Source organism: Cutibacterium sp. KB22876 (genome assembly GCF_059728865.1).
This window is the reverse complement of the sequence record NZ_AP040858.1, coordinates 956,642-977,619: the sequence shown is the minus strand read 5'-3', so window position 1 is coordinate 977,619 and position 20,978 is coordinate 956,642. Positions and strand designations below refer to the sequence as shown.

The 20,978-nt window shown below is 65.3% G+C and carries 18 protein-coding genes; 14 read left to right on the top strand and 4 right to left on the bottom strand.

The features are described from left to right. Window positions 1-58: 58 nt before the first annotated feature. On the bottom strand, window positions 59-889 hold the full coding sequence (locus AC6I1W_RS04410) for a sugar phosphate isomerase/epimerase family protein (protein ID WP_117189022.1): 831 nt from the start codon (window positions 887-889) through the stop codon (window positions 59-61). A gap of 215 nt (window positions 890-1,104) precedes the next feature. Here AC6I1W_RS04410 and AC6I1W_RS04405 point away from each other — a divergent pair, with 215 nt between their 5' ends. From AC6I1W_RS04405 to disA, 4 genes are all read left to right on the top strand, one after another. After that, a complete protein-coding gene (locus AC6I1W_RS04405) occupies window positions 1,105-1,743 on the top strand; it encodes a VOC family protein (RefSeq protein WP_016666929.1) in 639 nt (212 codons plus the stop codon). Between the two features lie 63 nt (window positions 1,744-1,806). Beyond that, a complete protein-coding gene (locus tag AC6I1W_RS04400; RefSeq protein WP_117188949.1) occupies window positions 1,807-3,453 on the top strand; it encodes an NAD-dependent malic enzyme in 1,647 nt (548 codons plus the stop codon). 64 nt (window positions 3,454-3,517) lie between these two features. Then, a complete protein-coding gene (gene radA / locus AC6I1W_RS04395; RefSeq protein ID WP_117188951.1) occupies window positions 3,518-4,918 on the top strand; it encodes a DNA repair protein RadA in 1,401 nt (466 codons plus the stop codon). 49 nt (window positions 4,919-4,967) lie between these two features. Beyond that, window positions 4,968-6,071, top strand: a complete 1,104-nt coding sequence (disA, locus tag AC6I1W_RS04390; protein WP_065674255.1) for a DNA integrity scanning diadenylate cyclase DisA — start codon at window positions 4,968-4,970, stop codon at window positions 6,069-6,071. A gap of 72 nt (window positions 6,072-6,143) precedes the next feature. On the opposite strand, the gene AC6I1W_RS04385 is transcribed toward disA, so the two are convergent. The 3 genes from AC6I1W_RS04385 to AC6I1W_RS04375 form a co-directional block, all read right to left on the bottom strand. Then, the gene (locus AC6I1W_RS04385) at window positions 6,144-6,506 is read right to left on the bottom strand and encodes a hypothetical protein (protein WP_171048619.1); all 363 of its coding nucleotides are present in this window, start codon (window positions 6,504-6,506) and stop codon (window positions 6,144-6,146) included. Between the two features lie 353 nt (window positions 6,507-6,859). Then, window positions 6,860-8,911: a hydrogen peroxide-dependent heme synthase gene (gene hemQ / locus AC6I1W_RS04380; protein ID WP_171048618.1), complete on the bottom strand. Its 2,052-nt coding sequence runs from the start codon at window positions 8,909-8,911 to the stop codon at window positions 6,860-6,862. 50 nt (window positions 8,912-8,961) lie between these two features. Next, complete coding sequence (locus AC6I1W_RS04375) at window positions 8,962-10,296, bottom strand: glutamyl-tRNA reductase (protein WP_065674288.1); 1,335 nt, start codon at window positions 10,294-10,296, stop codon at window positions 8,962-8,964. A gap of 129 nt (window positions 10,297-10,425) precedes the next feature. On the opposite strand from AC6I1W_RS04375, the gene hemE reads away from it, so the two are divergent. From hemE to AC6I1W_RS04325, 10 genes are all read left to right on the top strand, one after another. Further along, window positions 10,426-11,487, top strand: coding sequence for a uroporphyrinogen decarboxylase (gene hemE / locus AC6I1W_RS04370; RefSeq protein WP_065674252.1), 1,062 nt, complete (start codon window positions 10,426-10,428; stop codon window positions 11,485-11,487). A gap of 23 nt (window positions 11,488-11,510) precedes the next feature. Then, a complete protein-coding gene (locus AC6I1W_RS04365; RefSeq protein WP_117189024.1) occupies window positions 11,511-12,941 on the top strand; it encodes a protoporphyrinogen/coproporphyrinogen oxidase in 1,431 nt (476 codons plus the stop codon). Between the two features lie 44 nt (window positions 12,942-12,985). Continuing rightward, window positions 12,986-13,990, top strand: coding sequence for a hydroxymethylbilane synthase (hemC, locus tag AC6I1W_RS04360; protein WP_171048612.1), 1,005 nt, complete (start codon window positions 12,986-12,988; stop codon window positions 13,988-13,990). Beyond that, window positions 13,987-14,712, top strand: coding sequence for a uroporphyrinogen-III synthase (locus AC6I1W_RS04355; protein WP_016666919.1), 726 nt, complete (start codon window positions 13,987-13,989; stop codon window positions 14,710-14,712). The genes hemC and AC6I1W_RS04355 overlap by 4 nt, the downstream gene beginning before the upstream one ends. Before the next feature lie 30 nt (window positions 14,713-14,742). Then, the gene (gene hemB, locus AC6I1W_RS04350) at window positions 14,743-15,789 is read left to right on the top strand and encodes a porphobilinogen synthase (protein ID WP_081302744.1); all 1,047 of its coding nucleotides are present in this window, start codon (window positions 14,743-14,745) and stop codon (window positions 15,787-15,789) included. A 47-nt stretch (window positions 15,790-15,836) separates the two neighbouring features. Then, a complete protein-coding gene (hemL, locus tag AC6I1W_RS04345; protein WP_117188957.1) occupies window positions 15,837-17,144 on the top strand; it encodes a glutamate-1-semialdehyde 2,1-aminomutase in 1,308 nt (435 codons plus the stop codon). A gap of 13 nt (window positions 17,145-17,157) precedes the next feature. Further along, complete coding sequence (locus tag AC6I1W_RS04340) at window positions 17,158-18,033, top strand: iron-sulfur binding domain-containing protein (protein ID WP_065674249.1); 876 nt, start codon at window positions 17,158-17,160, stop codon at window positions 18,031-18,033. A gap of 5 nt (window positions 18,034-18,038) precedes the next feature. After that, window positions 18,039-18,566: a nucleoside/nucleotide kinase family protein gene (locus AC6I1W_RS04335; RefSeq protein ID WP_249361263.1), complete on the top strand. Its 528-nt coding sequence runs from the start codon at window positions 18,039-18,041 to the stop codon at window positions 18,564-18,566. Window positions 18,567-18,714: 148 nt separating this feature from the next. Beyond that, window positions 18,715-19,431: an N-acetylmannosamine-6-phosphate 2-epimerase gene (locus tag AC6I1W_RS04330; protein ID WP_065674247.1), complete on the top strand. Its 717-nt coding sequence runs from the start codon at window positions 18,715-18,717 to the stop codon at window positions 19,429-19,431. Window position 19,432: 1 nt separating this feature from the next. Continuing rightward, on the top strand, window positions 19,433-20,971 hold the full coding sequence (locus tag AC6I1W_RS04325; protein ID WP_117188959.1) for a PTS transporter subunit EIIC: 1,539 nt from the start codon (window positions 19,433-19,435) through the stop codon (window positions 20,969-20,971). Window positions 20,972-20,978 lie beyond the last annotated feature (7 nt).

Here is a 20,978-nt window from a genome sequence, read left to right as displayed (position 1 = left end):
GCTAGACGTCGACCCGATGCAAGCAGAGCCCCGCCACGGAAATCGTGTCGATTCTCGGTCACTGATGGGCCTCCTGCTGCGCCTCGATGTCACGACGCGCGAAGATGCCACGGTCAACGGCCATACGGGTCTGCATCAGGACTTCGGAGAGCGCCTCGAACCGGGCACCTTGCCCAGCTCCCTGCCCGGAGAGCTTACGGGTGTTGACCTCGAGGACGATGTCACCGTTGAACCCGCCGGCCACGGCACGCTCGACGACCTCCCAGGCATGCTGATTTCCCCGGCCGGGCAGAAGATGCTCGTCCTTGAAGGTGCCCGAACCGTCGGTGAGGTGGATGTGACGCAGTCGCGGCCCCCACAGGTCCACGAGCTTTCGCGAGTCCATCTGGGCCGTGGCGGCGTGGGAGAGGTCCAGGACGAGGTGGTCGTAGCTGAGTTTGGTGGGGTCGAATCCCGGCAGGTATGCGGCGAAACGGCCCGCCGGGGTACGCCACGGGTACATGTTCTCCACGGCAAAAACCAGTGGGGCGTATTTCTCGTTGAGCTCGGCGATGCCTTCCTCGAACTGGCTCGCATAGTCGCGCTGCCAGCGGAAGGGCGGATGGACAACGATGAGCTCGGAGCCAAGTCGTCCTGCAGCCTCGGCGGCCTTGTCCAGCTTGCCCCAGGAGTCGCCTCCCCACACATTCGGAGTGACGAGCAGGCATGGAGCGTGAATCGACCACACCTTGACGTCGTGTTCTGCCGACAAGTCGACGATTCGGTCGACATCAGCGGCAACCGGGTCGATGCCGACCATGAGTTCCACCCCGTCATAACCAATGGCCTTGGCGCGGGCGAAGGCATCGACCGTCGACTCGGGATAGACCGAGGTCGTCGACAACGTCACGCGGGGAGCACTGGAAGCAGCCGTGGTCGAGGGTTTGTCAGGTCCGGCACTGTCAGGCACACGCTCAACCTACCTTGTCGGGGTCGACGGCGTGCCACGAGCCAAGGAATGCGCGCCCCGTCCACATCCCCTCAAGACCTCGCTCGGACCCGCTTCATTGCAGTCAACCGGGGGTCGGATTTCATCATGGAAAGCACAAAGGGGACAATACTGCCATGCACGTCGACCATCTCATGTTCGCCGCTGGCCCTGCAGGTCTCGATGAGGATGCCGCTCGCCTTGGCGAAATCCTGGGGACCTCATTCATCAACGGCGGAGTCCATCCGAGCTTTGGAACCCGCAACCGCATTCTGCCGCTGGTCGGGCCGCGTTACATCGAGGTTGTGGAGGTGCTGGACCACCCCGCAGCCGAGAAGGCCGTCTTCGGCCAGGCCGTGCGCGCACGTCAGGAACAGGGCGGCGGATGGATGGGGTGGGCCGTCTCCGTCGACGATCTCGCCCCCTACGAGAAGCGCCTCGAGCGTGAGTCGGTGCCCGGTAACCGTACCTTCCCCGATGGTCGTCACCTCGAGTGGCGCCAGATCGGCATCAAGGGCCTGATGGCTGACCCGCAGCTTCCTTTCTTCATCAAGTGGACCTCCCCGGCCGAGCTGCTGCCCTCCAGCCTGAGCGGCAACGTCACCCTCGCCTCGGTCGAGGTGTCCGGATCGCGTCAGCGCGTCGAGAACTGGCTGGGAGAAACCATTCCCGACGAGGTCGAGGGCATCACCTTCGACTTCACCAGCCCGAATGGCCACCCCGGCATTGACGCCGTGACCTTCGACACCCCGTCCCACGGACGAGTTCGCATCTGACGTTAAAAAACTGACAGAACCTCCCGGTAGTGTAAGAAACGAAGTCATTACCGGGAGGTTGTCGTGTCCAGGAAACCCGAACCCATGACGAACCCGATCACGAATCGGGGAACGGCTTTCACTCGCGCCGAACGGCTGGAGCACGGGATGATCGGACGGCTTCCGGCAGCCGTCGAGACTCTCGAGCAGCAGGCCCAGCGCTGCTACCGCCAGCTCCAGGGATTCGACCGCAACATTGACCGTTACGTATTCCTGGAAGAACTGCAGAACCGTAACGAGACCCTTTACTACAAGCTGCTGGTCGATCACCTCGTCGAATTGCTGCCGGTGATCTACGACCCCACCGTCGGCGAGGCCATCAAGAAGTGGAGTCACGCCTACCGACGCTCCCGCGCGGTCTACCTGTCCGTCGACCACATCGAGGATGTCCGTCCCTCCTTCGAGACCCTCGAGTTGGGGCCTGACGACGTCGACCTCCTCGTTGTCTCCGATTCCGAGCAGATACTCGGAATCGGGGACTGGGGAGTCAACGGGACCGACATCTCCATAGGCAAGCTCGCTCTCTACACGGCAGCCGCGGGCATCCGTCCGGAGCGGACCATCGCCGTCAACCTCGACGTCGGCACCGACAACGCATACCTGCTCAACGACCCGTCGTACCTCGGCAATCGTCATGCCCGAGTGCGCGGGGAACGCTATGCCGAACTCATCCACGAATACCTCGAGGTCGCCAGCGAGCTGTACCCGCATGCCCTGCTGCACTTCGAGGACTTCGGGGCCTCCAGTGCCCGTCGGATTCTGGTGCAGAATGCCGGGAGCCATCGCATCTTCAATGACGACATGCAGGGTACGGCAGCCATCGTCCTGGCCGCCGTTATCTCCGGTCTCAAGGTCACCCGACAGACCTTCGCCAGTCAGCGTCTGCTGGTGTACGGGGCAGGTACCGCCGGTACCGGAATTGCCGACCAGATCCGAGAGGCCATGATCAGTGATGGCCTGGGTCAGCAGGAGGCTATTGATCGAATCTGGCTCATCGACCGCAAAGGGCTGGTCACCGACGACATGGAGAATTTGCCCGATTACCAGGAGCCTTACGCCAAGCCAGCCGGTAAGACGCGTCGTTGGGCTCATTCAAACGGGCATATCGGTCTGGTGGAGACGGTCCGGCAGGTTCACCCGACGATCCTCATCGGCACCTCCACCGACCACGACGCCTTCACCCAGCAGGTCGTCGAGGAGATGTGCAAGGGGGTCGAGCGTCCCATCATCCTGCCGTTGTCGAACCCCACCGAGAAGATCGAGGCGGTGCCGGCAGACGTCATCTCATGGTCGAGGGGAAAGGCCCTGGTCTCCACCGGCATCCCGATTGAGCCCTTTGAGTATGACGGTGTGCGCTATGAGATCGGACAGGGCAACAACGCCCTCCTCTACCCGGGCCTGGGGCTGGGGGTCATTGTCTCGGGAGCCGAGCGAGTGAGCGCCGGCATGATCCTCGCCGCGGCCGAGGCCGTCGCCTCCCAGGTGGACCCGCGTCCGGCGGGAGCATCCCTTCTCCCCGCCGTGGAGAATCTGCGGGCTTCCTCGGCGACGGTCGCAGTGGCGGTCGTCCAGGCCGCCATCGAGGAGGGAATCGCCACGAAACATCCCGACAACGTCGTGCAGGCAGTTCAGGACGCCATGTGGTGGCCGCACTACCCGCCGGTGGCCTGAGGAGGACACCACCGGAACACCACCATCGTCGAACCTGTCGGCCCCTGCTGACAGGGTATGAGCCATGGCGAAGAAGATGCAGGCTCCGACATGGGTGTGCACCGAGTGCGGCTGGACGACGTCCAAGTGGGTCGGTCGCTGCGGGGAGTGCCAGACCTGGGGTTCGGTGGTCGAGAGGGGAGCACCGAAGCTCACTGCGGTTGCCTCGTCGACACCCACCTCCAAGGCGGTGCCCATCGGCGAGGTGAGTGAGCAGGCCGCCAACCGTCACCTCACCGGGATCAGCGAGTTGGACCGGGTGCTCGGAGGTGGTCTGGTGCCCGGGGCCGTCGTGCTGCTCGCCGGAGAACCAGGAGTCGGAAAATCGACCCTGCTCCTCGACGTCGCTGCCAAATGGGCCAAGGCCGGACGACGCACCCTCTACGTCACGGGTGAGGAGTCGGCGGCACAGGTGAGACTGCGGGCGGGTCGTACGAATTCACTTGCTGACGAACTCTATCTGGCCTCCGAGACCGACCTGGGGACGGTACTGGGACACATCGAGCAGACCGAGCCTTCCCTCATGGTGCTGGACTCGGTTCAGACGGTGGGGACGAGTCAGGCTGACGGCTCCCCGGGCGGGGTCTCCCAGGTGAGGGAGGTCACCGGTGCGCTGGTACGGGTGGCCAAGCGGCGTGGCATGGCCGTCATCATCGTCGGTCACGTCACCAAGGAGGGGTCGATCGCCGGTCCGCGCACCATGGAGCACCTGGTCGACGTCGTCCTCAACTTCGAGGGTGACCGTCACTCCGGATTCCGCATGGTTCGCGCCGCCAAGAACCGTTACGGCCCGGCCGACGAGGTGGGCTGCTTCGAGATGACCGACAGCGGAATCATGGAGGTACCCGATCCGTCGGGACTGTTCACCTCGGACAATGCCGATCCCCAACCGGGCACCTGCGTGACGGTGACGATGGAGGGTCGCCGTCCCCTGCTCTCGGAGGTGCAGGCGCTGGTGGCCCCATCAGCATCCGAGAAGTACCCGCGGCGCACCACCCATGGGGTCGAGGGCAGCAGGGTCGCCATGATTCTGGCCGTCCTGGAACGCAAGGCAGGCATGCCACTGAGCAACCGGGATGTCTACGTCTCGACGGTGGGTGGGGCCAGGGTGTCGGACCCGTCGGCCGATCTGGCGATCGCAGTGGCGGCAGCCTCGGCTGTTCTCGACGCCAACTTCCCGACGCGAGTCGTGGCCCTGGGAGAGGTCGGACTCGCTGGTGATCTGCGACGTGTCCCTGGTTTGGAGAGACGCGTGGGAGAGGCAGCACGCCTCGGCTTTGACCTCGCCGTCGTGCCACGCAATTCCCGCGAGGCGCACACCAAGGTCCCGTCCATGCACGGCCTCCATGTCATCGAGGTCGGCAGTGTGGCCGAGGCACTGTCGGTGCTCAACCTGCGTCGGCAGCGCAAGGCGGACCAGTCATGATGAGCACATCCGAGGTGAGAACTTCGATGGGTAGAACTAGAGTCGTCTCATGACCGACGCCCAGCCGACCCCCGAGAGCGATCGGGAGACGGAGGCCGCACGGGTCCGTCACCTGATGGCCCTGCTCGCCCCCGGCACACCTATCCGGGAAGGACTCAACCGGATCATCAATGGACGTACCGGTGGCCTCATCGTGCTCGGTAATGGCCCGGAGATCGATGAGGTGTGTTCCGGCGGTTTTTCACTCGACGTCCGGCTCACTCCACAGGCTCTTCGCGAGCTGTCGAAGATGGACGGTGGGCTGGTCGTCTCGAGCGACCACGAGCGAATCACCGCGGCTGCGGTCCACTTCGTCCCGGACGGCAACCTGCCGACGATGGAGACCGGTACCCGTCACCGCACCGGTGACCGCCTCTCCCAACAAACTGGCGCACCGGTGGTCGTCGTCTCGGCGTCGATGTCAGTGATGTCCCTGTTCCTCAATGGCCGCCGTTACCCGATTGAGAGGCCGGAGCAGCTACTGGCTCGCGCCAACCAGGCACTGGCGACCCTGTCGAGTTACCGTGCTCGTCTGGTTGAGGAAGCTGACAACCTCACCATGCTGGAGGTCCGCGACCAGGTCCAGGTCCGTGACGTCGCAGCCGTCGCCCAGCGCGTCGAGATGTGGCGTCGGATCGACGCCGAGGTCCGCGGCTATGTCTCCGCACTTGGTGTCGAGGGGCGTCTGGTCCAGTTGCAGCGCAACGAGCTGTCCCTCGGGGTGGAGGACCTGGGACGTCTGCTCACCGAGGATTACCGGCCGGACTCCGTCGCCCCGGGCGAGTTCTCCCTGTCCGGTCTGCAGAAGCTTCCCTGGGAGGACCTTCTCGACGTTGCCAAAGTGGCTGGGGCCATCGATCTCGATCCTGTCGAGCACCCCCTCGACGCTCCCATGCAGCCACGTGGACACCGTCAGCTGGCATCGATCACCGATTTGTCGTCCCGGGCGATTCAAGCGATCATCGATCACTTCTCGAACCTGCAGACCTTGGTGTCGGCCTCCACGTCAGAACTTGGCGACGTCAAGGGAGTGGGGCTGAAGCGGGCCCGCGAGATCCGGCAGGGTTTGGAGTCAATCTTCGAGAACGACCAGCGCACCCATCACTTCCACTGACAACGATTTCGGCTCCCAGCTCGAGAGCTGGGAGCCGAAACATGTCATGGGGCAGGGGGTGTGGATGGAGGGTCACTCACTCATCTGCATGATGAACCGATCGCTCGAACCGCCATCAATGTTGACGGTGGCGATGTAGTAGCCACTCCCCAGGGTTTCCTTCGACAGCTTGCACTTGTCGGTGGACCGTTTGGTCGGCCATGAGACCTTATAGGTCCAAGGATCCTTAGACCTGATCTCACGGATGCCCTTTGGCCCCCAAGAGCCGCAGCCCTCGGTCGACCAGATGCGGTCTGATCCGGAGGTGACGGTGAGGGTCTGCTTCACCTTCTGGGTGTCCCAGCGACAGTCAGACGAGCTCTTCACCTCCACGGTGAAGGTCTCGGTGTCACCCACCTTGGGCTTCTTGCTGTCTCCCGTGATCTTGACCGTCAGCTGGGACCCTTCGCAGAGTTCGCCAGCGGTCGATGCGGATGGAGATGACGACGCTGATGCGGACGACGTCGCCAACGGGGATTTCGAGGAGGAAGCGGACTTGCCGGAACTGGCCGAACCCGAGGGAGTCGGAGTCTCCGGGCCCCAGGCGGTGTCAGTCCATGACGGGTTCGGGGTGAAGGACGACGCCGCCGGCGCCGCCGACTTCTTCGAACCGCCCATGAGCTTGGAAACACCCGTGACCACCAGGGCAACGACAATCACCACTGCGATGAGCAGGACCAGACGCCGCACCCAGTAGGTCTGCGGCGATTCCGGTCCCACCGGGTCGGTCAGGCCACGCAAGGGCGCCATCAAGCTCTCATCTGGCGGTCGGCCCAAGTCACCGGGGAGACGCGCTCGCCAGTGAAGAAGGGGGTGTCGACGTCAACATGACGACGAGCCTCGACGTAGCGCAGGTCCTTCATGACGTCGACGACGCGAGCGAGGTCGTCACCCTCCAGGGCGAGAATCCACTCGTAGTCTCCCAGGGCGAATGCGGCCAAGGTGGACGCCTTGACGTCAGAGCTGGCAGCACCGACCATGCCGTGCTCGCGCAGCATGCGGGAACGGTCAGCAGCCGGGAGCAGGTACCACCCCTTGGAACGGACGAAGGGGTAGAAGGCAGCCCAGCGCCGCGGGGCGACTCCGGCGAAGCAGGAGGGCAGGTGAGACTTGTTGAACTCTGCCGGACGGTGAACGCCCACATTCGACCACACCGGATCGAGATGGCGTCCCAGACCGGATCCGCGGAACCGATGGTAGGCGTCCTGCAGGGCCGTCGGATTGTCGCTCAGCCACCACACCAGCAGGTCGGCGTCCGCGCGCAGACCCGACAGGTCATACCAGCCACGGGTCTCGACGCCGGACTGTCCGACCCACTCGTCGGAGCCCTCGATGAGCTGACGGCGCGCCACATCGTCGGCGGGAAGCGGAGTGGCAACGCTGAATACCGAGTACATTGCCCACTTGCTGGAGGCATTGACCTCCTCCGGGACGACGGCATGATCACGCGGATCAGTCGGTGCGATGTAGGAACCGGCGGGGGCCTCGTCGTCGCGAGGTCCCTCAATCACTGAATTGCTGCTCGAATGGTCAGTCATGGGGATCTCCTTGGTCAGAAGGTCGTAGGGGGAAGGAGCTTCTGGCTCCGGTCCGACGGCCTCAGGAATGGCGTCAGGTCCAGGAACGGTAGCAGGTCTGGGACCGGACAGGACCTCAGGTTCTGGGTGCGCGGCTTCCGCCGCCGTTGCCGTACCAGTCGATGCCACGGCTGCGGCCACCGGCTCGGAGGCCTGTGTCTCGTCAGGCTCGACGACGTCACTTCCGGAAATGGCCGGAATGTCCTTGGCGTCCGGGCAGCGTCGGCAGCATCCGGGAGCACAGGGGGTGGGCCAGGAGGTCAGATTTCCGCCCTCTCCTCGGGCAGCCGCTGCCTGGGTCATGATCAGGCCCGCCATGTCGGCGACGAAGGCCGGATGAGCGCCAGCGGTCGCAGCACGGGCAAAGGCCAGCCCGATTTCAGCCGCCGTCTCAGCTGCCTCGTGATCGAGGTCATTGACGACCTCCATGTGATCAGCGACGAAACCGATCGGCGCAACCACGACGGACTTGATCCCCTGCTCCGGAAGGGTGCGCAGGTGGTCACTGATGTCAGGCTCCAGCCAGGGGTCAGTAGGGCGTCCCGACCGCGAGCAGTAGGCCAGATCCCACTGCGGCATGTTGCCGAAGGCATGACGCACCTGGTCAGCAATCTTCTCGCACACCGCCTTGTGCTGGGAGATGTAGTCAGTCCCTGGCTGCCCAGCCCCCGACGCCTCCTGCATGGGGCCGGGGATGGAGTGGGTGACGAAAACGACTCGGGTGGCCTCGAGCGGAGTCGGCGGGATGCGCATGAAGGACTGCATGAGGGCTTCCGCATTGGCGCGAATGAAACCGGGGGCCTCGTTGAAGGGAGGCACCTTGTCGATCTGCATGTCCGTGATGCCGGCCTGGTCGAGGGCCGCAGCAATCTCCTCGCGGTACTGACGGCAACCGGAGTAGCAGGCATATGCGGAGGTGACGACGGCAAGCACTCGACGCACACCGTGCTGGTGCATCTCGGGCAGGACGTCATCAAGGAACGGTGAGCCGTTGCGGTTCCCCAGCAGGATCGGGACTCGGACTCCGTGCTGGTGAAGCTCATTCTTCAAGGCGTTGACGAAGGCGTCCGTCGCCGCGTTGATGGGGCTCACCCCACCAAACTGGTCATAGTGGTGAGCGACCTCGGCCAATCGCTCATCCGGAATGCGACCGTTGGAAACCCTCCTCAGGAAGGGCCTGACCTCCTCCGGGGACCGCGGCCCACCGAAAGATGCGACGAGCACCGCGTCATAGGGAGCCAACGGATCCTTGGGGGCTGCATACGGGTTGGCGGTCACGAATTCTTCTCCTCACCTCGGGGCGCCGCATCCGCGGCAAGGTCCTCCACCCGCAGGCCGGTCACCGGGCAGGCCATGCAGTCAGCGTTCGTGAAGGTTGACATGTCGATGACGGGCGCGGCGATCTCGACGTCGATCCCCAACACGTCCGACAACGAGTTGAGCCAGCGATCCCCCAGGCCCTTCTCAGAGGCCATCCTGGCTCGCGCCGACGGGATGTGCGCCATGGACGCAGCAAGCCGACGCAAAGAAGCTGCCACCTCGTCGACCGGCACCGATCCCTCTTCGGGCAGGCGCTCAAGCTCGGCGGTGACGAGATCTGAGATGACGTCGCGCAGGGCGACGACGGCCGGAGCCATCCGACGACGCTCGAGGTCGATGGCAAGGTGCCGGACCCCGGCAGCGACGATGTGCTCGGCGGCGGCACGTTCGGCCTCGGCAGAGGCGGGAACGGCATGACGAATGGTCTCCAGGTCGATGACCTCAACCCCAGCGGGCACCGGATCCTCGACATCACCGCTGACGGCCAGATCAAGGACCAGCAGGTCTCGTCCGGCGCGAGCATCCACTGCGCGTCGGGCGGCCTGTGCGGAGAGGGCGGGCACGCCCGATCCACGGCAGGTGACGACGAGGTCAGCCTGTGCCAACGCGGCGTCCAGATCGACGGCCTCGGCCACACGGTGACGGCGTGCGAAGCCGGCGGCACGTCCGGAAGCGGAATGAACCTGAATGTCGGTCACCCCGCGGGAGTTCAGCTGGGCGCACGACGCGCCGGCGTAGGAACCAGTTCCCATGACGAGAACACGAACCCCGTCGAGGTCCATCCGCTGGGAAACGAGGTCCAGTCCGACGGCCACCACGGTGCGCCCTTCGGCAGCCAGTGCCGTCTCAGTGGCGACATGGCGGGAGGTCTTGAGCGCCTCCTCAACGACGTGGCCGATGATGTACGAAACCGTCTGTTCCTTGCGCGCCTCATTCAAAGCACGCTTCATCTGTCCGGCGACCTCGCGCTCACCGACGACCATCGACTCCAGGCCAGCAGCCACCCGGAACACACGCCAGACGGCGTCGTTCTCACAGAAGATCTGGGCCGAGTCAGCCAACACCGTCGCCCCCTGGTCGGCGAGACAGGCGCGCAGCGCGGTCTCGCCGAATCCTTGAGCGGCAGAGTCGGGAGAAGTCTCCACGATCAGGCACACTCGGTTGCACGTTGACAACACGAGAGCGCCACGGATCTGGGGATGGTCAGTCAGCGCCAGGCCGAGCCCATCGACCTGCGCGGCAGCCTCGGAAACGACGCCGAGTCCTTGCTCGGCATGATCCACGGTCAAGACACACAATCCCACGAGATGCTATTGAACCATGTGGTTCCGACGGTCCCCAGTAGCCGCGAGCCTTTCGCCGCAGTCGACAACTGCCCCATGAACGGCCTCTCGACGAAGTGAGGCACAATCGAGGTGATGACTGAAACCACCACTTCCACAGCCGACTCACCGCTTCTGCAGGCCATGACCGGGCATCGCCCTGCCGTCACCCCGGTTTGGTTCATGCGTCAGGCGGGCCGTTCGCTCCCGGAGTACCGCAAGGCCCGCGAGGGCACGACGATGCTCGACTCCTGCCTCAACCCTCAGCTGGCAGCTGAGATCACCTGCCAGCCGGTGCGACGTCACCATGTCGATGGGGCCGTCCTCTACTCCGACATCATGGTGCCGTTGGCCATGGCCGAGATCGGGGTGCGGATCGAGCCGGGAGTCGGACCAGTTCTCGACGAGCCTGTTCGCACCGAGGACGACGTCGACCGGATCACCCAGCGCGAGCCCGGCGATGCCTCTGCCATCGAAGAGGCTGCCCGCCTGGTGACGGAAGAACTCGGTGACACCACGCCACTGATTGGTTTCGCCGGCGCCCCGTTCACGATTGCCGCCTACCTGGTGCAGGGCGGGCCCTCTCGTGACCACCTGGCCGCCCGCGCGATGATGCACTCGGATCCGCAAGCCTGGGCCAGGCTCATGGAGTGGGTGGCCGACCTGGACGCCGCATTCCTGGCCGCCCAGTTGCGCGGTGGAGCTCGTGCCGTCCAGCTCTTCGACTCCTGGGCCGGGTCGCTGAGCGCCGTCGACTACCGCGCCAGCGTTGCCCCTTTCTCCCAGCGTGCTCTCGCCGAGCTCGACCCGAACACCCCTGTGGTGCACTTCGGCGTCAATGCCAGCCATCTGCTCTCCGAGCTGGCCCAGGTGGCCGCGACGGCGTCCCGCTACCCGGTCCTCGGCGTCGACCACCGCATCAGCCTCGACGAGGCCTGCGCCACCCTCATGGTCTCCGGGATGGACATGCCGGTCCAGGGCAACATCGACCCGGCCCTGCTCCTCGCCGGTTGGGAACCGCTAGAGAGCGCCACCCGCGAAGTCGTCGCGGCTGGACGTCAGGCCCCCGGCCACGTCGTCAATCTGGGCCATGGTGTGCCCGCCGACACCGACCCCGATGTGCTGACGCGACTGGTGAAGCTGGTGCACTCACTGTGAACCACAATTCCGAGGACGTGACGATGAACACCCCTGATCCGCACACCGTGGACGCCGTCGTCATCGGCGGTGGCATGGCCGGGCTCGTTGCGGCCTGGCAGCTCACCCAGGAAGGGCTGCACCCTGTGCTGGTGGAGTCCCGCGGGTACACCGGAGGCCTGGTGGCCGGGTCGAAACTGGCGGGGATCAGCTACGACATCGGCGCCGAGGGGTGGGCCATTCGTCTTCCCGACACCGCCGAGCTGGCCCGCGAACTGGGGATGACGGTCGAGAAGCCGAGGACCGCTCCGTCCTGGGTGTACTTCGACGACGCCTGCTTCGCGATGCCCGGCAATGCCATCCTGGGCATTCCTGCCGATCTGTCGGACCCGGCGGTCGTCATTGCGCTGGGAGCCCAGGAGGCCGCCCGCACCGCCGCACTCGACCGCGCCCCGATGCCCGACGAACTCCCACGGGATCTGGGAACCCTGGTGGAGTCACGGATGGGACCGGAGGTGCTGAGGCGACTCGTCACCCCGATCGCCGGTGGTATCCATGCCGCCGATCCGCACCTGCTCTCGGCCGACGTCGTCTCCCCCGGTCTGCGGGCTGCCGCCCAGTCCACCGGGTCCTTGGCTGCCGGCGTGGCCCTGTGCCGTTCCCGGCTGCCGGAGGGGCCGGCCGTCGCATCAGTGGCCGGCGGCATGTTCACCATGCCGGCCGAGTTGCGTCGTCAGGCCGAGGAGGCCGGTGCAAGGATCATGACCCGGGTGGGGGCTCGAAAGTTGACCCGCCATGGTGACCAGTGGCTCGTCGAGACCGCCGGCACCTCGCGCAACCCGAATCCGTCCCTGCCTCCTGTCCCTGACGGCGAGGTGCGCACCTTCCTGACCCCGCGGGTCGTCGTCGCCTGCTCTGCCGGTCCTGCCACCGACCTGCTGAGCAGTGTCATCGACGTCTCCGGACCCGAGATGGTTCCCGGTGCGCCCATTGGCCACGTCAATCTGGCCCTGCAGGCTCCGGAGCTGGACGACAGCCCGCGTGGAAACGGCATGCTGGTGGCTCCCGGGACGACGAGCGTCAAGGCGAAGGCCCTGACGCACATGTCTGCCAAGTGGCCGAGCCTGGGGCAGTCCTGCCCCGACGGACTGCACTTGCTACGGGTCTCCTACGGGCGATCCGGGGAGACGGATGTCGCGCTCAGCGTCGAGCGGGCGCTGGAGGATGCCTCGATCCTGCTCGGTGTGGAATTGTCGTCCAATCAGGTGGTGGACTCCCAGATCATCCACTGGACGGGGGCGCTGGCCCCGACGACTCCGGAGACCAGGGCGTGGCGTGACGGTCTGCACCGCCAGCTCGAGGAGTTGAACCAGTCCGGACGAGGCCGCATCGGTCTGGTCGGGGCATGGGCGTCGGGTTCCGGCATCGCAGCTCTGGTGCCTCAAGCCCGCCACACGGCCCGTCAACTGGTCTGAGAGCAAGGGAACAGGCGTCGGAACCGAGTGCCACAATGGAGGACATGTCTTCAATCCGTCTGGGAACCCGTGCCAGCACCCTGGCAACCACTCAATCCGAGATGGTCGCAGAGCTGCTGAGATCACAGGGGCTCGACGTCGATCTGGCGACGATCACCACCCACGGTGACACCTCGACGGCCTCCCTGGCGTCGATGGGTGGCATCGGGGTGTTCGCCTCGGCGATCCGCACTGCCCTGCTGGAGGGCTCAGCCGACATCGCCGTCCACTCCTTCAAGGACCTGCCGACCGGACGCCCACTCGGACTGGCGATTGGTGCCGTCCCTGTTCGCGAGGATCCGCGCGACGCCCTGGTGGCTCGTGACGGTCTCACCCTCGGTGAGTTGCCGCAGCGGGCCAGCGTCGGAACCGGTTCGCCGCGGCGAGTGGCCCAGCTGTTGGCGGTGCGACCGGACCTGACGATCGTCGACATCCGCGGCAACGTCGATACCCGTCTGGGCCGGGTCAAGGGTCTGGGTCACTACGCCAAGGACAGCGGCAAGGAGGACCTCGACGCCGTCGTGCTGGCTGCCTCAGGGCTTGCTCGTCTGGGTCACAGTGACGTCATCACCGAGCTTCTCGACCCGTCGGTCGTGCTGCCGGCTCCGGCCCAGGGAGCCCTGGCCGTCGAGTGTCGGACCGCCGATGTGCATCACGGCAAGCTCGCCAAGGCCCTCGCCAGAATCGACGACCACGGCACGCGACTGTCGGCCACCGCCGAGCGAGCCGTGCTGTCCCATCTGGGGGCCGGGTGCGCCGCCCCGATCGGCGCGTTGGCCCATCTCACGCCGACCCCCGGGAGGTCCCCAGACGTGTTGACCCTGGACGTCGTTGTGGCTGCGGTCAACGGGTCGCGCACCATTCGGGAACAGGTGAGCGTCGAATTGCCTGAGGAGGTCGAGCCGGCACTGGCCGCGGCGCATACCCTGGGAGTGACGGCCGCCGAGGAGCTGCTGGACGACGGCGCCGCCGATGTCGCAGACCTCAAGGCCTCAGGAAGCACTCGATGACCACGAACCCTGCTGATCTCATCAAACCCCCAGTCGTCGTCCCCCGTGACGACTCCCACGACAAATTCGTGACGACCTTGAAGCAGGCCGGTTACGGGGTCATCCACAAGGCGCTGACCCGGACCGTCGAGCTCCCGGACGCCGATAGGCTCTCCGAGGCCGACCTGTGGCAGGCCGACTGGCTGGTCGTCACCTCGAAGACCACCGTCGGGCTGCTGCCCGATCCACTGCCGAACCCTGACATCAAGGTGGCAGCCGTGGGCGCAGCTACTGCGAGGGCCCTGGAGAAGCGCAGTACTGGCGTCGACTTCGTGCCGGAGGACCACAGCGGAGCCGGTCTGGTCGCCGAATGGCCGGGTGGTGCCACGAACGTCCTACTCCCGGTCTCGAAACTGGCCGCCGACACCGTCCCCGAAGGACTGACGAGGGCCGGTTGCACCGTCAACCGGCTCGAGGTGTACACCACCGCTGCCGTTGAGGAACTGCCCCAGGTGATCGCCCAGTCCTGGCCGTCGGTCGGGTTCGTCGTCGTCACTGCATCCTCGGTGGGACGTGCCCTGATCGACCTCGTCGAACCGTTGGGATGGCGCCGTCAGAAGCTCATCGCGCTGGGCAAGCCCACCGCAAAGACACTCGAGGACCTCGGCCACCCGGCAGACGCGGTGGCCTCCTCCCCCACCCCGGAGGCCGTCCTCGAGGCGGTCGAGTCCCTGGTCGCCTGATCGACGACCTGTTTAAGAAGGAAGATGATCATGAACCTGTACCTGCCTGATTCCAGCGATCCCCGCATGGCCGACGTCAAGCCGCTGCCCGAGGGCCTTCGCCCGGTTTCCCGCCCGCGTCGGCTGCGTACCACCCCTGCGATGCGACGCATGGTCGCGGAGACTCGGGTCGCCCCGGCCCAGCTCATGCTGCCGGTCTTCGTCAAGGAGGGCATCGACTCCCCTGTCGAGATCACAAGTCTACCTGGCCAATACCAGCACTCCATCGAGTCCATCAAGGAACTCGCCACCAAGGCCGCCGAGGCCGGCATCGGCGGTATCGACCTGTTCGGTATTCCCGAGCACAAGGACGAGATCGGTTCCCATGCCTGGGACCCCAACGGAATCCTCAATGCCGGTATCTCTGCGGTGCGCGAGGCTGTTGGTGACGACCTCGTCATCTGTGCCGACACCTGTCTGGATGAGTTCACCGATCATGGCCATTGTGGTGCGCTGACTCCTGACGGCCGCGTCGACAACGACTCCACCCTGCCGCTCTACGCCGCGATGGCGGTGTCCCAGGCCCGCGCCGGAGCGCACATGGTGTCCCCGTCGGGAATGATGGACGGCCAGATCGCCGTCATCCGCGACGCCCTGGACCGCGAGGGGTTCACCGACGTGTCGATCATGGCCTACTCGGCCAAGTACGCATCTGCCTTCTTCGGGCCCTTCCGCGACGCCGTGGACTGCTCCCTCCAGGGTGACCGCAAGTCCTACCAACAGGACCCGTCGAACCGTCGTGAAGGCATGCGCGAGACCCTGCTCGACCTGGCCGAGGGTGCCGATCTCGTCATGGTCAAACCCGCCTCTCACTACCTGGACGTGCTGGCCGACGTCGCCGAAGTCTCCCAGGTGCCGGTGGCCGCCTACCAGGTGTCCGGCGAGTACGCGATGCTCGAGGCCGCTGCCGCCAACGGTTGGATCGACCGTCGCCGCTGCATCAACGAATCCCTGACATCGATCGTGCGCGCGGGTGCCGATCTCGTCCTGACCTACTGGGCCATCGAGGCCGCACAAATGTTCCGCGAGGCCTTCTGATCCTTGGTGATCAAGCCCGCCACAAGCCCAAACACCGGAAGGAAGAAATGACCTCCAACGCCGAACTGTTCTCCGCCGCCCAGGCCGTCATTCCCGGCGGGGTGGATTCCCCGGTGCGGGCTTACGGATCGGTGGGCGGGGTTCCCCGCTTCATCGAGAGGGCCCAGGGCCCGTGGATCTGGGACGCCGAAGACACCCGATACGTGGACCTGGTGTGCACCTGGGGTCCGGCCCTGTTGGGGCATGCCCGTCCCGAGGTCGTCTCTGCCGTCCAGGACGCCGCGTCGAAGGGACTGTCCTTTGGCGCGCCAACCCGTACCGAGACCGAACTGGCCGATGCGATCATCGAGCGGATGGCCCCGGTGGAGAAGGTGCGCTTCGTCTCGACAGGTACTGAAGCGACGATGACTGCGGCTCGACTGGCGCGTGGTGCCACCGGCCGCGACATCATCATCAAGTTCGCCGGCAACTACCACGGTCACTCCGACGCCCTGCTCGCCGCAGCGGGTTCGGGGGTGGCGACGGCCGGTCTGCCCGGTTCGGCGGGTGTTCCGGCCGCCTCGACTGCCGACACCATCGTGGTGAGCTACAACGACGTCAAAGCCCTTGAGGACGTGTTCTCCGAGCGTGGCGACCAGATCGCTGCGGTGATCGTCGAGTCCTGCCCGGCCAACATGGGCGTCGTCCCGCCCGAGCCCGGCTTCAATGCGACGATCCGTCGCCTCACCAAGGAGCACGGCGCCCTCATGATCGTCGACGAGGTGCTCACCGGATTCCGGTGCAGCGCGTCGGGATTCTGGGGTTTGCAGCAGCAGTCCGGCGAGAACTTCGCCCCCGACATCTTCACCTTCGGCAAGGTTGTCGGCGGCGGGATGCCGCTGGCTGCCTTGGGCGGGCGCGCCGAGATCATGGACCTGCTGGCGCCGACCGGCCCCGTCTACCAGGCCGGGACCCTGTCAGGTAACCCGCTGGCCACCGTCGCCGGCGTCAAGACCCTGCAACTGGCTGACGCCGGGGTGTACCAGCGTCTCGATGCGCGCTCCGAGCAGTGGCGAGGCGAGCTGGCTGCTGCCCTCGACGCGGCTGGCGTCTCCTACCGTCTGCAGACCGCCGGGAACCTCTTCAGCGTGTTCCTCGGGGTCGAGGAACCGGTACGCGACTACGAGGATTCCAAGTCCCAGAACGCCGATGCCTACACCGCCTTCTTCCACGCCATGTTGAACGCCGGGGTCAACCTGCCGCCGTCCTGCTTCGAGGCTTGGTTCCTCTCCGACGCCCATGACGACGAGGCCTTCGAGGTTTTTTGCAAGGCCCTGCCGAAGGCTGCCGAGGCCGCAGCCAAGGTCATCGGCTGAGATCGGCTGATCCGTGCCTGAAACCGGGCTGACTCCGCGGGCCGTCGAGACGGTCTGCGACTGGTTCGACGTGCAGGGACGGGACCTGCCGTGGCGTCGACCGGAGACCTCGCCGTGGGGAGTGCTCGTCAGCGAGGTGATGAGCCAGCAAACACCTGTGTCGCGAGTCATTGGTCCGTGGCATGAGTGGATGAATCGTTGGCCGACTCCGGACGATCTGGCCGAGGAGGAGTCCGGTGCCGCCGTCGCCGCGTGGGGACGTTTGGGGTACCCCCGTCGCGCGCTCCGTCTGCACGCCTGCGCGGTTGCCATCGCCACCGAGCACGGCGGGGTCGTGCCCAGCACCTACGACGAGCTCATCGCCCTGCCGGGTATCGGCGACTACACGGCTGCCGCGGTGGTGTCTTTCGCCTTCAGAGGGCGCGCAACCGTGCTGGACACCAACGTGCGTCGCGTCATTGCACGCGCGGAGTCCGGAATCGCGAACTGTCCGACCTCGGTGACGAAGGCCGAACGGGTCGTCGCCGACGCACTGGTTCCCGAGGAGGACGGCACAGCCGCGAAGTGGGCAGTGGCCTCCATGGAGCTGGGAGCGCTGGTGTGCACGGCTCGTTCACCACAGTGCGAGGTCTGCCCGATCAATGCCCGATGCCGGTGGGTGGCTGACGGCAAGCCCGACAACGCCCCGGCCCGTCGCGGACAGCCGTGGAAGGGGACGGACCGTCAGTGTCGCGGGGTGATCATGGACGTCGTCCGCAACAGTCCGCACGGCGTCAGGGTTGATGTGGCCCTGTCAGCCTGGCCGGAATCTGACCAGGCGTCACGTTGCCTGACATCTTTGCTTGACGACGGTCTGGTGCACCGCAGCGGGGAGTTGGTGACGCTGTGAATACGATCGCGAGAAGTGCTGCCGCCGCCCAGGCCATTGCCGAACACATCGACGCCGCATCGGGGCGGGCGGTCGTGCTCATTGACGGCGGGTCGGGTTCGGGGAAGACGACCCTTGGCGAGCGCGTCACGAGGCTCTGCCCGCAGGCCCAGATCGTCCATGGCGACGACCTCTACCCCGGCTGGACCGGGTTGTCAGCGGCGTGGGATTTGAGCGAACTCATCGTCAAGAATCGCTATCAACAGTGGGACTGGTACCAGCATCGCTTTGCCGAAGAGATCATCCTCGACGCTCGTAGTCCCCTTGTCATTGAGGGGTGTGGGGTTCTCACCCCGGCGAACGCCAAGCACGCCTCGATGACGGTGTGGTGTTCCTGCCCCTACAAAACCCGACGCGACCGCGCCCTAGGTCGTGACGAATTCTTCGTCGACTCGTGGGCGATGTGGGCCGTCCAGGAGAGGCTGCATCAAGTCCGTCACCACCCCGAGCAGCTCGCTGACGTCGTGGTGGATCTGACAGCCGTCGCCCAGTGACTCACCCCACCCCGCAGCGCTCCACCAGGGCTGTGTTAGGGTTCCAGCAACATTTCATGGATCTCAGGCTTGTGACTTTCGGCAATACCTGATCCACCGGCGGGCACGAGTGTGTCCACGCCGGTATCTCACATTGCCGGAGGTATTCATGAATCCAGTGGTGCAGGCCCTGGAAAAGGGGCTCGTCGTCTCCTGCCAGGCGTTACCTGGCGAACCCATGTATTGCGAGGACGGTGGCGTCATGCCTCTGTTCGCAAGGGCAGCTGCTCAGTCGGGAGCCGTCGGTATTCGCGCCAATTCGGTCCGCGACATCAAGGAGATCCGGGCAGCCGTCCCATTGCCGGTGATCGGCCTGCTAAAGAGGGAATACGACGGTTACGAGCCCTACATCACCCCGACCCTTGACGACGTCGAGGCGGTCCTGTCCGCCGGAGCCGACATCCTCGCCTTCGACGCCACCGACCGCGTCCATCCAAATGATGTCTCCACGCCCGACCTCATCGCTCAGATTCGCAAGGCCCATCCCACCGCCGTCCTGATGGCCGACATCTCCACCTATGACGAAGCAGTCATGGCCGCGAAGTGCGGAGTCGACCTGGTCGGAACCACCCTCTCCGGTTACACCGCCGCCTCTGCGAACTCACCCGCGCCCAACCTCGAGCTGGTGCGTCGTCTCGCTGCGGACCTGTCCATCCCCGTCATCGCGGAGGGCAACATCTCAACCCCTGACCTGGCGGTCGACGCCCTCAACTGCGGAGCCCACGCTGTCGTCGTCGGCGGCGCGATCACCCGTCCCGCCCAAATCTGTGCCCGCTTCGTCGACGCGATCCGTGCCCGCGTCGCCCACACACCCACGGAGAACTGACATGTTCAAGACCCTGCAGAAGATCGGCAAGGCCTTCATGCTGCCGATCGCCATCCTCCCAGCGGCAGGTCTGTTGCTGGGTATTGGTGGTGCGTTGTCCAACCCCACCACCGTCAAGAGTTACCCCGCTCTCGGCAATCCGATCCTCCAAGACATCTTCCAGGTGATGAGCGCTGCTGGAAGTGTCATCTTCGAGAACCTCGCTCTGCTGCTGTCGATCGGCTTGTGTATCGGCTTGGCGAAACGAGACAAGGGAACCGCAGCCCTCGCCGGTATCACCGGCTTCCTCGTCATGACGGCCACCACCAAAGCGCTCGTCTCCCTCTCCAGCAACCCCGACCGGCCGATTGACACCGGCGTCGTCGGTTCGCTTGTCATCGGTGCCGTCGCCGTGTGGCTTCACAACCGTTACCACAACATTGAGCTGCCAGCCTTCCTCGGCTTCTTCGGCGGCTCGCGCTTCGTCCCGATCGTCACGGCCTTCGCGGGGATCGTCATCGGAGCGTTGTTCTTCCTGGTGTGGCCGCCGATCCAGGCTGGCATGGTGTCTGCCGGCACCGCGATCGCCGGCTGGGGAGTCATCGGCACCTTCTTCTACGGATTCCTGATGCGACTGGCGGGCGCCGTCGGTCTGCACCACATGATCTACCCGATGTTCTGGTACACCCCTCTAGGTGGTTCTGAGGTCGTCGCCGGACATACCGTCGCCGGCGCGCAGAAGATCTTCTTCGCGCAGCTTGCTGACCCGAACCACGTCGGACTGTTCACCCACTCGACCAAGTATTTCGCCGGCCGCTTCGCCACCATGATGTTCGGCCTGCCGGGCGCCTGCCTGGCGATGTGGCAGTGCGTGCCGAAGGGGCGCCGCGCCAAGTACACCGGCCTGTTCGCCTCGGTGGCCTTCACCTCCTTCCTGACGGGAATCACGGAGCCGATCGAGTACATGTTCCTCTTCGTGGCTCCCCTGCTCTACGTGTTCCACTCCGTCCTGGATGGCATCTCCTTCCTCGTCGCCGACCTCATGAACATCCGCATCGGCAACACCTTCTCCGGTGGCGCAATCGACTACCTGCTGTTCGGCGTCCTGCAGGGCGAGTCCAAGACACACTGGTTGTACGTCCTGCCGATCGGAGCCATCTGGTTCGCCATCTACTACTTCTCGTTCATGTTCTTCATCAAGAAGTTCAAGATCGCGACCCCGGGACACCTCGAGGACACCATGGCGGCCGCGGCACCGACCGGCGGCAAGTCGACCGACGATCCCGCCGAGAAGTCCGAGAGACGAAATGACGGTATTGAGGAGGGGGCGACGCAGGTCATCGCCGCCCTGGGTGGCCCTGAGAACATCGAGGATGTCGATGCATGCATCACACGCCTGCGCGTCTCGGTGAAGGCGGCTGATCAGGTCGACAAGGCTAAGCTCAAGAATTTGGGAGCGACCGAGGTCTTCGAGGTCGGCGGAGGCGTCCAAGCTGTCTATGGTGCGAAGGCCATCCTTTACAAGAACGCCATCAACGCCCAGCTCGGAATCGACGACTGAAAGGCAT

Bases quoted from the DNA above. Each gene is read 5' to 3' on its own strand.
- hemE (WP_065674252.1), top strand. From the start codon at position 10,426: ATGACTGAAACCACCACTTCCACAGCCGACTCACCGCTTCTGCAGGCC.
- hemL (WP_117188957.1), top strand. From the start codon at position 15,837: ATGACCTCCAACGCCGAACTGTTCTCCGCCGCCCAGGCCGTCATTCCC.
- hemC (WP_171048612.1), top strand. From the start codon at position 12,986: ATGTCTTCAATCCGTCTGGGAACCCGTGCCAGCACCCTGGCAACCACT.
- AC6I1W_RS04355 (WP_016666919.1), top strand. From the start codon at position 13,987: ATGACCACGAACCCTGCTGATCTCATCAAACCCCCAGTCGTCGTCCCC.
- AC6I1W_RS04365 (WP_117189024.1), top strand. From the start codon at position 11,511: ATGAACACCCCTGATCCGCACACCGTGGACGCCGTCGTCATCGGCGGT.
- AC6I1W_RS04325 (WP_117188959.1), top strand. From the start codon at position 19,433: ATGTTCAAGACCCTGCAGAAGATCGGCAAGGCCTTCATGCTGCCGATC.
- AC6I1W_RS04330 (WP_065674247.1), top strand. From the start codon at position 18,715: ATGAATCCAGTGGTGCAGGCCCTGGAAAAGGGGCTCGTCGTCTCCTGC.
- disA (WP_065674255.1), top strand. From the start codon at position 4,968: ATGACCGACGCCCAGCCGACCCCCGAGAGCGATCGGGAGACGGAGGCC.
- radA (WP_117188951.1), top strand. From the start codon at position 3,518: ATGGCGAAGAAGATGCAGGCTCCGACATGGGTGTGCACCGAGTGCGGC.
- AC6I1W_RS04405 (WP_016666929.1), top strand. From the start codon at position 1,105: ATGCACGTCGACCATCTCATGTTCGCCGCTGGCCCTGCAGGTCTCGAT.
- hemB (WP_081302744.1), top strand. From the start codon at position 14,743: ATGAACCTGTACCTGCCTGATTCCAGCGATCCCCGCATGGCCGACGTC.